General features: G+C 63.6%; 9 protein-coding genes and 4 pseudogenes. 5 read left to right on the forward strand and 8 right to left on the reverse strand.

Annotated elements, in window-relative coordinates:
* Positions 1–2 precede the first annotated feature (2 nt).
* The gene (locus H9L14_RS03725) at positions 3–857 is read right to left on the reverse strand and encodes a sensor histidine kinase (RefSeq protein WP_187709274.1); all 855 of its coding nucleotides are present in this window, start codon (positions 855–857) and stop codon (positions 3–5) included.
* A 281-nt stretch (positions 858–1,138) separates the two neighbouring features.
* Positions 1,139–1,632: pseudogene (locus tag H9L14_RS03730) on the reverse strand (RNA pyrophosphohydrolase).
* Positions 1,633–1,708: 76 nt separating this feature from the next.
* Here H9L14_RS03730 and H9L14_RS03735 point away from each other — a divergent pair.
* The 4 genes and pseudogenes from H9L14_RS03735 to H9L14_RS03750 all read left to right on the forward strand — a co-directional run bounded on the left by H9L14_RS03735 (position 1,709) and on the right by H9L14_RS03750 (position 6,930).
* Positions 1,709–3,584: pseudogene (locus H9L14_RS03735) on the forward strand (2-oxoacid:acceptor oxidoreductase subunit alpha).
* A 73-nt stretch (positions 3,585–3,657) separates the two neighbouring features.
* On the forward strand, positions 3,658–4,668 hold the full coding sequence (locus tag H9L14_RS03740; RefSeq protein WP_187709275.1) for a 2-oxoacid:ferredoxin oxidoreductase subunit beta: 1,011 nt from the start codon (positions 3,658–3,660) through the stop codon (positions 4,666–4,668).
* A gap of 14 nt (positions 4,669–4,682) precedes the next feature.
* Entirely contained in the window at positions 4,683–5,672 is a 990-nt protein-coding gene (locus H9L14_RS03745; protein ID WP_281389422.1) for a metal-dependent hydrolase, read from the forward strand.
* Between the two features lie 10 nt (positions 5,673–5,682).
* Complete coding sequence (locus tag H9L14_RS03750; protein WP_187709277.1) at positions 5,683–6,930, forward strand: SAM-dependent methyltransferase; 1,248 nt, start codon at positions 5,683–5,685, stop codon at positions 6,928–6,930.
* Between the two features lie 39 nt (positions 6,931–6,969).
* Here the strand turns inward: H9L14_RS03750 and H9L14_RS03755 are convergent, their stop codons facing one another.
* From H9L14_RS03755 to purF, 6 genes and pseudogenes are all read right to left on the reverse strand, one after another.
* Complete coding sequence (locus H9L14_RS03755; RefSeq protein ID WP_187709278.1) at positions 6,970–7,500, reverse strand: fasciclin domain-containing protein; 531 nt, start codon at positions 7,498–7,500, stop codon at positions 6,970–6,972.
* A gap of 88 nt (positions 7,501–7,588) precedes the next feature.
* Positions 7,589–7,747 carry a hypothetical protein gene (locus H9L14_RS03760; RefSeq protein ID WP_187709279.1) on the reverse strand — a complete coding sequence of 53 codons (159 nt, stop codon included), beginning with the start codon at positions 7,745–7,747 and terminating at the stop codon, positions 7,589–7,591.
* Positions 7,748–7,959: 212 nt separating this feature from the next.
* Positions 7,960–8,958, reverse strand: a complete 999-nt coding sequence (locus H9L14_RS03765) for a POT-type proton-dependent oligopeptide transporter (RefSeq protein WP_187709280.1) — start codon at positions 8,956–8,958, stop codon at positions 7,960–7,962.
* Positions 8,958–9,308: a hypothetical protein gene (locus tag H9L14_RS03770; RefSeq protein WP_187709281.1), complete on the reverse strand. Its 351-nt coding sequence runs from the start codon at positions 9,306–9,308 to the stop codon at positions 8,958–8,960. Before H9L14_RS03770 ends, H9L14_RS03765 begins: the two co-directional genes overlap by 1 nt.
* Positions 9,309–9,357: 49 nt before the next feature.
* Positions 9,358–10,070: pseudogene (locus tag H9L14_RS03775) on the reverse strand (SDR family NAD(P)-dependent oxidoreductase).
* Between the two features lie 17 nt (positions 10,071–10,087).
* Positions 10,088–11,543 (reverse strand): annotated as a pseudogene (gene purF / locus H9L14_RS03780) (amidophosphoribosyltransferase).
* A gap of 128 nt (positions 11,544–11,671) precedes the next feature.
* On the opposite strand from purF, the gene H9L14_RS03785 reads away from it, so the two are divergent.
* Positions 11,672–12,061 carry a MerR family transcriptional regulator gene (locus H9L14_RS03785; protein ID WP_187709849.1) on the forward strand — a complete coding sequence of 130 codons (390 nt, stop codon included), beginning with the start codon at positions 11,672–11,674 and terminating at the stop codon, positions 12,059–12,061.

Below are 12,061 nucleotides of genomic sequence, written 5' to 3' on the forward strand. Positions count from 1 at the left end.
GACTAACGTGCGCGGATCGTGCATCGAATGCCGTCGGCCTCGTACTCCAACTCAGCGCCCATTGCGGCGCGCTTCAAAAGCCGCGAGCCGAAACCACTCGTGGTCGGACGTGTAACGGGTGGGCCATCATGCTCCTTCCACTCGATCACAAGTGTGCCGTCATTTGTGGTCCAAGTCACAGCGACGCGTCCCTTGGGGTCGCTCAACGCCCCATATTTGACCGCATTGGTGGCGAGTTCGTGCAATGCGATTGTCAGTGACACCACATCCTGGCTTCCCAATGAGCGCGCGGGTCCGGAAAGACAGAATGGATCTTGTTGACCTCTGAATGGCTGAACAGCAGCCTCAACTACCTCCCTAACATCGGCGGATGGGCGCGCCACGTGACTGTTCAGAAGTTTGTTGGCTGCTGCGAGCGCGTGCAGCCGACCAGCGAATTTGAGGAACTCTGGGGTTTCGCTCCCAAAACTCTGAAGCGCCATTGACTGCACAATCGAGAGCGAGTTCTTGAGTCGATGCGACAGTTCTGAGGCAAACAGCTGCTGATTTTCGGCTCGCTCCTTCGCATGAGCTAGCTCCACGACTAATCTGCGCTGTTCACTGCGCCGATACAGTTCCGTCGTGCCGAGAATGACGGAAGTAACCATGAAGTAGCCCGTCATTGCGATGATGTCGTCTGGCGCAAGTGTCCGCGTTTCCGGCCAAAGGATGAAGCGCCACGCCAGGGCACCGCCGACGACCATCGTCGTAAAACCTGCCCAGAGGCCCGCTGCCATCGTCACGACGCAAACGCCGATGACAACCGAGAAGGTCGGCAGCAGGTCAGGCTCAAACGGAAGCAGCCATCGGATACCCACTGCTACTGCGCCTACTACGCCACCGATGATGAACTGGCGAAATAGCGGTGTCTTAGCGGCCGTTAGGGAGTGCGGAGGGCCTAGCCCTACAGGCGAGCTTTCGCTCGAGCCTGCACCACCAGAAAACTCTGCCCAACGGTTCATTGCCACCCCGCACCATGCCAGCGACGCAGAACAGGCGACTCAACCCTCAGGAACTAGCGTATAAGTGTGAGCGATACGGCTGCGCAACAAAGCTGGGATCGATTTTGCTAATGGCAGAAATGGGTCGAAAGCTGGCGCTAGAGATAGTCCGCGAAATGTTGCAGAATGCGCCGGTACAGGTCGCGTTTGAACGGCACGATCAGGTCGGGGAGGTGGTCCGGGTCGATCCATTTCCAGTCGCGGAATTCGGGATGCTCGGTGGCGATGTTCACGTCGCTGTCTTCCCCAAGGAAGCGCGCGAGGTACCAGTCCTGTAGCTGGCCCTTCCACTTGCCGCCCCAAAGCTTGTCGCGAAGCTCTTCGGGGAGATCGTAGCGGAGCCGGTCGGGATGCGCGCTCAGCCGCTCGACAAGGCGGGCGGGATCCCAGTTTCCTCTTCGAGCTCGCGTAGCGCGGTCGCCCAGGGCTCTTCGCCCTTGTCGATGCCGCCCTGGGGCATCTGCCAGGCATCGTCCGTATTATCGATCCGCGCCCCGACAAAGACTTTCCCTTCGCTATTGAGCAGCATCACGCCGACCCGCGGCGGTAGAGATGATCGTCGTCGGCCATGAACCCGCCTTAGCGCGAGCATTAGAAGTGGCGAAAGAGGCGTCAGAGTCTTAAAGAGGCGCGCAGAAGAAACTCTCAGCGTTTGTAAGGACTCGCACGTGGCCACCGCCACCCATCTCATCACTGAGGAAGAAGCCGCCTCGCACCCAAGCGCCGAGGCCGTCGTCGTCCGTTTCGCGGGCGACAGCGGCGACGGCATGCAGCTCACCGGCGGACAATTCACACTCTCGACGGCGCTCGCGGGCAACGACCTCGCGACCTTCCCCGATTTCCCGGCGGAGATCCGCGCTCCGCAGGGGACGACGTTCGGAGTCAGCGCCTTCCAGATCAACTTCGGCTCGACCGCGATCGAGACCGCGGGCGACCAGCCCGACGTGCTGATCGCGATGAACCCGGCGGCGCTGAAGGTGAACGTCGACCAGCTTCGCGAGGGCGGGCTGATCATCGCCGACGAGGGCGAATTCTCGGCGCGCAACCTCGCCAAGGCGGGCTATGCAGAGAACCCCTGGAGGACAGCAGCCTCGCCAAGTGGCAGCTGGTCCACTTCAACATTTCGCAGCTGACGCTCGATGCCGTGAAGCCGTTCGGCCTCGGCAACAAGGAGGCGCTGCGCTGCAAGAACATGTGGACGCTGGGGCTCGCGCTCTGGATGTTCGACCGCGACCGGCAGCCGATCGTCGACTGGCTCAACGCCAAGTTCGCCAAGGCGCCGGAGCTCGCCGAGGCGAACATCGCGGCGCTGAATGCCGGCCACGCTTATGGCGAAACGGTCGAGATCGGCGGCGTCCACCGGCACCATGTCGCGCCCGCGCCTGCGGAGCCCGGCCTCTATCGTACCGTCACCGGCGCGGAATCGCTTGCACTCGGTCTCGTCGCGGGTGCGAAGCTTGCAGGCTTGCAGATGTTCTTCGGAGGCTATCCGATCACGCCTGCGTCGGCGCTTCTGCATCACCTGTCGCGCCTGAAGGAATTCGGGATCACGACCTTCCAGGCGGAGGACGAAATTGCCGCCATCTGCTCGGCCATCGGCGCGAGCTATGCCGGCCAGCTTGGTATTACCTCGTCGTCGGGCCCGGGCATCGCGCTGAAAACCGAGGCGCTCGGCCTTGCGATCATGACCGAGCTTCCGCTGATCGTGGTGAATTCGCAACGCGGGGGCCGTCTACCGGCCTTCCGACCAAGACCGAGCAATCCGACCTCTACCAGGCGGTCTACGGCCGCAACGCGGATGCTCCGCTGCCGGTCATCGCCGCGCGCTCGCCAGCCGACGCATTTGAATGCGCGATCGAGGCGGTGCGTATCGCCACGCGCTACATGACGCCGGTCATGCTCCTGACCGACGGTTATATCGCCAATGCGGCGGAGCCGTGGAAAGTGCCGGACATGAGCGGCTACGAGCCGTTTCCAGTCAGCTTTTTCGACAAGGCTCCGGCGGAAGGTGAGGCCGTCATGCCGTTCGCCCGCAACGGCGACCTAGCACGTCCGTGGATCAAGCCCGGTACCGAGGGCCTCGAGCACCGCATCGGCGGCATCGAGAAGCAGCCGGGCACCGGGAACATCGACTATTCGCCGGCCGCTCACCAGGAGATGACAGACACACGCGCGGCTAAGGTCAACAAGGTCGCGGAGAGCATTCCCGATCAGGACGTCTGCATCGGCAAGGCGGGCGCGAAGCTTGCGGTCGTCGGCTGGGGCTCGACCTTCGGGCCGATCCACCAGGCGGTGCGCCGCGCGCTGAACAAGGGTCAGGACGTCGCGCACGTGCACATCCGCCACATCTGGCCGATGCCGTCGAACATGGGCGACTTGCTCAAGAGCTTCGACAAGATCATCGTTCCGGAGATGAACACGGGCCAGCTCAAGACCGTGCTCCGCGACCAGTTCCTCGTCGACGCGAAGCCGCTCAACAAGGTCAGCGGCCACCCCTTCCGCATCGCCGAGATCGAAGCGGCGATCGAGAAGGCGCTGTCATGAAACCGATCAATCCCTGGCCGATGATCATCATGCTGATCCTCGTCTGCGTCTTGATCTACTGGGTACTGTACCGATGAACGAACTGACCAAAGTCACCACCGCCAAGGACTGGGCGAGCGACCAGGAGGTCCGCTGGTGCCCGGGCTGCGGCGACTATGCCGTTCTGAAGGCCGTGCAGCGGACGATGCCGGACCTTGGCGTCGCGCGCGAGAAGACGGTGTTCGTCAGCGGCATCGGCTGCTCCAGCCGCTTCCCCTACTACATGGCAAGCTACGGCTTCCACACGATCCACGGTCGCGCTCCGGCCTTCGCGACGGGGATCAAGCTCGCCAATCCGGAGCTCGACGTGTGGGTCATCACCGGTGACGGCGATGCCCTGTCGATCGGCGGCAATCACACGATGCATGTGCTTCGCCGCAACCTCGACTGCCAGATCCTGCTGTTCAACAACGAAATCTACGGTCTGACCAAGGGTCAATATTCGCCGACCAGCCGCGTCGGCACGCGCTCGCCCTCGACGCCGTTCGGATCAGTCGATCGGCCGGTGACGCCCTGCATGTTTGCGCTCGGTTCGGGTGCGCGGTTCATCGCTCGCGGGATCGATGTTCATAAGAGCCTGCCGGACGTGCTGAAGGCGGCTCACGCGCACAAGGGCGCGAGCTTCGTCGAAATCTACCAGAACTGCGTCGTCTACAACGACGACGTCTTCGCCAGCTTCACCGAGCGCAGCGTCGCGCAGGAGAAGCAGCTCTGGCTGCAGCCCGGCGAGAAGATGCTGTTCGCCAACGGCGAAAAGGGCCTCGCGCTCGACTGCGACCGGCTGTGCCTGAAGATCGTCGATGGCAGCGATCCATCGGTCATCGTCCATGATCCGAAGAACAAGGGCATTGCGGCGATGTTGATCGAAATGCCGCAGGGCTTCCCGGTTGCGCTCGGCGTCATCTACGAAGACCCCGCTCCGACCTTCGAAAGCGCGGTAATCGAGCAGAACGCCGCCGCCGCATCGGGCAAGAAGGCCGATCTTCAGGCCTTGGTCTCGAAGGGCCAGACCTGGCAGGTCGAGAAAGAGCCGCACAAGCTCTGACCCGCTAGCCCAGCTTGGACAATCTCACCCACTCGATGGCCGGCTGGGCGCTGGGCCAGGCCGGTCTCAAGACGAAGACGCGCAAGGGCCTCGCCGCGCTGATCCTCGGCGCGAACATGCCGGACATCGATGTCTTCTTCGGCAATGCTCCGTGGGACCCGCTGGCGATCCACCGCGGCTTCACGCACGGAATCATCGGCGGAGTGCTGGTCATGCCGCCGATCCTCGCGGGATTGCTGTGGCTGCTCGACCGCTGGCAGGTCGGCCGCGGCAAGGGCTTCAAAAGCGGGCTGACGATGCACTTCGGCTGGCTGCTCGCATTGTCTTACATCGGCGCCGCCACGCATCCATTGCTCGACATGCTGACGACCTATTCGGTTCAGCTGCTCTCGCCTTTCTCGAATCGTTGGTACCACGCCGACGGCCTGTTCATCATCGACGTCTGGGTCTGGCTCGCGCTCGCGCTCGGCATCGGAATTTCCAAGGTGAAGGAGAAGAAAGGCCGTCCGTGGACGCGGCCGGCGCGGATCGCTGTTGCGTTCGTGCTATCCTATGTCGGTGTGAACCTCGTCATCACGGACAGGGCCAATGCCTCGGTCCGGGAATGGGCCGGGAGCCGCCCGGTCGAAGCGATCTTCGCCTCGCCGCCGCCGGTCGAGTTCTGGCGCCGCGACCTCGTCTGGCGAGAGGGCAATTGCTACCACCGAAGCAAATATGATCCGCTCGGTGGCGGGTTCGGGATGGTGACCACCTGTCAGCCGACGAACATGGGCGATCCGCTTGTTCGCGAGGCTATCCGGCAGGATCCCCGGCTTCGGAAGTTCCTGAAATGGTCGATCCTTCCGCAGGCCGATACGATCCGGGAGCGCTGCCAGGTCCGCGTTGCGATCGGCGACGCCCGTTACGGAGAGGGCAGGCGGTCGCGGCTTGCGCGTGAGACGGTCTTGCCGGTCGCCGCGCCGGGCTGCGCGCAAAACCTCGACAATAGCCGCTCGAATTCATAACTGGCGCGTCATGAGCTCGCGTGGTGCGCATCTGGTGCAGGGCGACAAGCGGTTCACGACAGGCGGCGGCCTGCTCGCGCGGCTTTTTGCGCCCGGATTCACCACCGTCCTCGACCTGATCGACCGGAAGCTTGAGAGCGGCGGCATCGACGCCACTATTCCGGATGGTACGCGCCGGCGGTTGGGATTCCGTGGGGCCGGCCCGGCAGCGCGGATCGAGATCAAGAGCTGGCTCGCCGTCGTGCGCCTGGCCATTTCCGGATCGGTCGGCTGGTACAAGGCGTGGGAGCTTGGCGAATGGACGTCGCCGGACCCGGTGCCCCTGTTCCAGCTGTTCAGCTCGAACGCCGTCTCGCTGGGCGAGCTCGGCAGGGCAAAGGGGCCGTTCCGCTGGATCAACGCGCTTGCCCACCGCCTGCGCGACAACGACCCGCGCCGAGCGAAGGAGAACATCTCCGCCCATTACGACCTTGGCAATGACTTCTATTCGGCCTGGCTCGACCAGACGATGACCTACAGCTCGGCACGGTTCGGGTCGGCTGAAGAGACGCTGGAGGACGCCCAGCTCCGCAAGGTTCACGACCTGCTCGACCGGCTCGGAATTGGCGAGCAGTCGAGGCTCCTGGAGATCGGTTCGGGCTGGGGAACGCTTGCGATCGAGGCGGCGAAGCGCGGCGCGCAAGTCGTCGGCCTGACCCTGTCCGCCGAGCAAAAGGCCTGGGCGGAGCAGCGCATCCGCGAAGCGGGCCTCGCCGACAAGGTAGAGATCAGGCTGCAGGACTATCGCCAGGTCGCAGAGCAGTTCGACGCCATCGCCTCCGTCGAGATGGTCGAGGCGGTCGGCCAGCGCTGGTGGGGCGCCTATGTCGACTGCATCGCCCGCAACCTGAAGCCCTGCGGCCGAGCCGCGCTGCAGTTCATCAGCATGGATCACGGCCTGTTCGACCGCTACGCACGCAACGCCGACTTCATCCAGACCTACATCTTCCCGGGCGGCCAATTGATCGACGAACCCCGGTTCGAAGCGCTCGCGAAGCAGCGCGGCCTCTCATGGGAGGCGCGCGTGGGATTCGGCCTCGACTATGCCGAGACGCTCAAGCGCTGGCGCGACCGCTACGACGCCGCCGTAGCGGCCGGAAAGCTGCACGAGTTCAACGCCGCCTTCCACGGCCTCTGGCGCTATTACCTCATGTATTGCGAGGGCGGCTTCCGCGGCGGCGCAATCGACGTCGCGCAGGTAACGATGGTGAAGGCCTGACCGCCGCGTAGCCCGCTCACCACGCGGCGGAGGCTAAGCTCAGCCCGGAAGAACGACCGTATCGATGACGTGGATGATGCCGTTCGATTGCATCAGGTCCGTCTTGGTTACGGTTGCAGTGCGATTGTTCTCGTCGACGAGGATGACCTTGTCGCCGTCGAGCTTCGCCGTAAGTTGCGAGCCTTCGACGGTGGTGAGCTTTGCAGAGCCGCCGCCGGCCTGAATCTGCTGCACGAGCGCGGCGGCAGTCACCTCACCGGCCACCACGTGATATGTCAGGATCTTGGCAAGCTGATCGCGATTTTCCGGCTTCAGAAGATTCTCGACCGTTCCCGAGTCGAGCTTGGCGAAGGCATCGTTCGTGGGCGCGAAGACCGTGAACGGTCCTTTGCCGGCAAGGGTATCGGTTAGCTTCGCAGCCTTTACCGCGGTTACCAGCGTCTTGAAGTCAGGCGAGGCCGAAGCCGCCGCGACGATGTTGCCCTTGGGTGAGCCGCTGCCGGCGAATGCCGGAGCTGAGATGATCAAGGCGGCAGCCGCTGTGGCTGCGAAATAGCGGGATAACGACATTGGGAAGTCTCCAGAATTATCTTCGGAGGTTCCCAGTTATGACTCGTTGGCCGCCCCAGCCATACGGCACTTCGGGCATTCCCCGGGCTCAGGCCTTCGCCCATTCCTTCGATTTCTCGACGATCGTCACCTCGCGAAGGAGCGCGTCGACGCTCTCGGTCAACTCCGGAAGGAAGCTGATCTGGTGCCGTGCCCCGCGATAGGATTCGACCATCAGCAGCGCGTCGAGCAGGATCGGGACGACCACGCTCTCGGGTCATCCAGTTCCGCGAGTGCCCGCAGCTTCTCGATTGCCTTGCGCCTTGCTGCTTCCGGATTCGACAGCGCCGCCGTCCGTCCGATCATCCAACCCATTTTCATGTGACCTCCACTTGAGGGCCACGATACGCCTTGCTGCACTGCAGTGAAGTTCGAGCGGTCTTACTGGCGGAGCGTCTCGCCGATACCGCTGTTAGACGATCAGTTGGAACAGAGGCCGAGCGCCGTCGCCAACGATTTCCTCACGGCGAGGATCAGCAAGGAGCCGCCGAAGGCGATCCCAGCGACTAGCGTCCAAAAGGCGACGTTGCTCATTTCCCCGTAGAAGCTGCCGACCCATCCCATTAGCACGGTGCCGAAGAAGAGGGAGAGGAATGATCCGCCGATCATGGTCGAGTTGACTTTCGCAGGAGCGGATTTCGAAATGATCGCGAGCGCCACTGGCCAGTACCACATGAACGCAAAGCCCATTCCGAAATAGCCGGCAAGCGCCCACAAGACCGAGACCTTGCCGTCGGCATCCGCCATGAGGCAGCCGGCGACGAATAAGAGCGCCGATGCGCCCGTCATCGCGAAGCCGATGAGCAGCTTGGTGAGGGCCTCCGGCTCGACGTTCCGGCGCGCTTGCGACGCCCAGAGCCCGACGAGGACCGGCGCGATAATGATGCTCGCGAAGCTGTCGACGGAATTGAACCAGCTTGCCGGAATCGGACCGAGGCTGACCTTCTCGTCGATCCATACGATCCCGACGTTCCAGATCATGGTGTAGGATATCAGGGCGGGGATGAACGTCGCGATCAGGAACAGGATCGCCCAAACCCTTTTCTTCTCAGCGGTGGTGAGCGGCGGAAGCTTGGATCGCGCGGACTTTTCCGCTTTGCTGTTGGGCAAATAGCGCTGGCCGCCGAGATAGATGGCGAGAGCCACAAGCATGAGGACTGCGGCGAGGGCGAACCCGGCATGCCAGCCGTAGATGGCGGCGACCGTTCCGGTCCCAAGCGGGCCCGCGACTGCGCCGATGTTGATGCCGGTCGAGAATATCGTGAAGCCGCGTTCGCGAAGGGATTCGGAAGTGGGCGGATAGAGCTTGCCGACCTGCGCTGAGATATTCCCCTTGAGGAAACCGGACCCGGCGATCAGCAGCAGCAGGGCGAGCAGAAAAGTATCGTCCCGCGACATTGCGAGATGGCCGGCCGCCATCAGCAATGCTCCAAGCGTAACCCTCGCTTCGTCCCGATGAACCGGTCCGCGATCCAGCCGCCGAGAAGCGGCGTGAAGTAAACGAGGCCGCCGTACCAGCCGTAGATGAGGGATGCGAAGGCCTGATCCGACATCGGCCCGCGGAATTCGAAAGCATGGCGGAGCGTCGCAAGACCGATGACGTGCTCGGCATGGCCGGGAAGTAGAAGCTGCTTGACCATGTACAGCGCCAGCAGCGCAGTCATGCCATAATAGGAGAACCGCTCCGCGAGTTCGGTTACCGAAAGGATCGCAAGCCCGGGCGGATGGCCACGGAGCGTCTTGCCCGTGATGCTGCTTTCCTCGTGCATGCTTGCCCCTCCGGGGACCGTGCGCTTGCGAAGAGGAAGTTGGCAAGCCCTAGGGCGCGCGCACCAGCTCGCCGGTCTGCGCAACCGATGCCAGGCGTTCCAGGATGAAGGCCGCGACGGCTTCAGGCGGCTTCACGCTCTCCGGCTCTTCGCCGGGGAAGGCTAGCTGGCGCATGCGGGTGCGGGTCGCGCCCGGGTCGACGATCTGCACGCGGATCTTGCCGGTATGCTCCGTCTCGTCGGCATAAGCGCCGAGAAGGTTCTCCAGCGCTGCCTTGGAAGAGCCGTAGGCCCCCAGAAGGCTCGCGGTTCGTGGCCGACGCTCGACGTCACGCCGATCACGTCCGCCCGCTCGGCCTTGCGCAGCATCTGGTCGAACGCGGCGATCAGCGCTTGGTTGGAGCCGACATTGAGCGTCAGAATCCGCGAATATTCCTTGGGGTCGATATGCTCGACCGGAGTGAGCGAGCCGAGCATGGCCGCGTTGAGGACGAGGATGTCGAGAGCGCCCCACCGCTCCGACACGGCTGCGCCCAGCTTGCCGATGGCTTCGCCGTCGGTGAGGTCGAGCGGCGCGATCGTCGCGCTCCCGCCAGCCGCATGGATGCGGTCCTCGACCTCTTCCAATGCCTTGGCGGTGCGGGCGACGAGGATGACGTGCGCGCCCTCTCGGGCGAGAGCTTCGGCAGTCGCGGCGCCAATGCCGCGGCTTGCGCCGGTGACAAGCGCAAGCTTGCCGGAAAGCGGTTTCGAATCAGACATGGAGGCGCGTGTAGCGGCTAGCGCGCGGCGACCAAAGACAGGGTCGAGCCCGGATCGTTTTCCTCAGCGTCGGTCAGCCGCGTCGGATACTCCCCGGTGAAGCAGGCGTCGCAACGCTGCGGCTGCTGAGCGTTGCGCTGGTCGCCAAGCGCTCGGTACAGGCCATCGATCGAGATGAAGGCGAGGCTGTCGGCGTTGATGTAATCGGCCATGCCCTCGACGCTCATCTGCGCGGCGAGCAACTTCGCCCGCTCCGGCGTGTCGACGCCGTAGAAGCAGCTGTGTCGCGTCGGCGGCGAGGCGATGCGCATGTGCACTTCACGGGCCCCGGCATCGCGCATCATCTGGACGATCTTCACGCTGGTCGTTCCGCGCACGATGGAATCGTCAATGAGGACGACGCGCTTGCCGCGGATAAGCGCGCTGTTGGCGTTGTGCTTCAGCTTCACGCCCAAGTGGCGGACTTCCTGGCTCGGCTGGATGAAGGTCCGGCCGACATAGTGCGAGCGGATGATGCCAAGCTCGAACGGAATGCCGCTTTCCTGGCTGAAGCCGATCGCTGCCGGAACTCCGCTGTCCGGAACCGGAACCACGAGGTCGGCTTCGACCGGGGCCTCGCGGGAAAGCTCCGCGCCGATCTTCTTCCGGACTTCGTAGACGGATGTGCCGTCGACGATCGAATCCGGGCGCGAGAAATAGACGTGCTCGAAGATGCAGGGGCGGGCTCTGCCATCTCGAACGGGCGGAAGGAGCGGATGCCGCTACCATTGACGATCACTAGCTCGCCGGGATCGATCTCACGGATGAAGCTTGCGCCAATCACGTCGAGCGCGACCGTTTCCGAAGCGAAGATGGTCGCTTCGCCCAGCTTGCCCATGACGAGCGGACGAATGCCCAGCGGGTCCCGGCAGGCAATCAGGCCTTCTTCCGTCAGGACGACGAGCGAATAGGCGCCTTCGACCTGCTTCAGCGCGTCGATCAGCCGGTCGGTAGGGCTCGCGGCCTGCGATGTCGCGACGAGGTGGATGATCACCTCCGTGTCGCTGGTCGACTGGAAGATGGAGCCGCGGCGGTTGAGCGTGCGGCGCAGCTTCATCGCGTTGGAGAGATTGCCGTTATGGGCAACGGCGAAGCCGCCGTCGTTCAGCTCGGCGTAAAGGGGCTGGACGTTTCGGAGCGCGGTTTCGCCGGTCGTCGAATAGCGAACGTGCCCGATGCCTGCGCGGCCGAGCAGCTTGCGCATGATATCGTCTTTGTCGAAATTGCCGGCCACGTGCCCCATCGCCCGGTGCGAATGGAAATGGGCGCCGTCGTAGCTGGTGACGCCCGCCGCTTCCTGGCCGCGATGCTGCAGGGCGTGAAGCCCAAGCGCGACGAAGCTCGCGGCGTTATCGGCACCCCAGATGCCGAAGATTCCGCACTCTTCGTGCAGTGTGTCCCGTCGAGGGGTTCGAACGGATTTGTGGTGAGCATCGTCCCCGAGCCAGCGCTGCTAGAGCCGTCATATAGGTGTGGGGTGGCGCTTTGTCGCCCCTGCCTGAACCTCAGTTGAAATCCTCACGCCAGTTGACGTTTACGTGAACGTAAAGCATAGCGCCGCCATGGACGCGGAGAGGCGTTTCTATTCGATCGGGGAGATGTGCGACGCGTTCGGCGTCACCGCCCGCGCGCTCCGATTCTACGAAGACGAAGAGCTGATCGCGCCCGAGCGGCGCGGCACCACGCGGCTCTATACCGATCGCGACCGCGCCCGGTTGACCTGGATCCTCCGCGGCAAGTCGGTCGGCTTCAGCCTCAACGACATTCGCGAACTGCTCGACCTCTACGATGTCGGGGACCAGCAGCACACGCAAATGCTCGCCACCCGCGACCGCTGCCGCGAGCGGGTCGTCGCGCTCCGCCGCCAGAAGAAAGACATCGACGCCACGATCGCCGAGCTCGAAGAGTTCTGCGGCTTCCTCGACGAACGCCTCGACCAGAAGGACAGCTAG

Source organism: Sphingomonas sediminicola (assembly GCF_014489515.1).
Taxonomy (GTDB): domain Bacteria; phylum Pseudomonadota; class Alphaproteobacteria; order Sphingomonadales; family Sphingomonadaceae; genus Sphingomicrobium; species Sphingomicrobium sediminicola.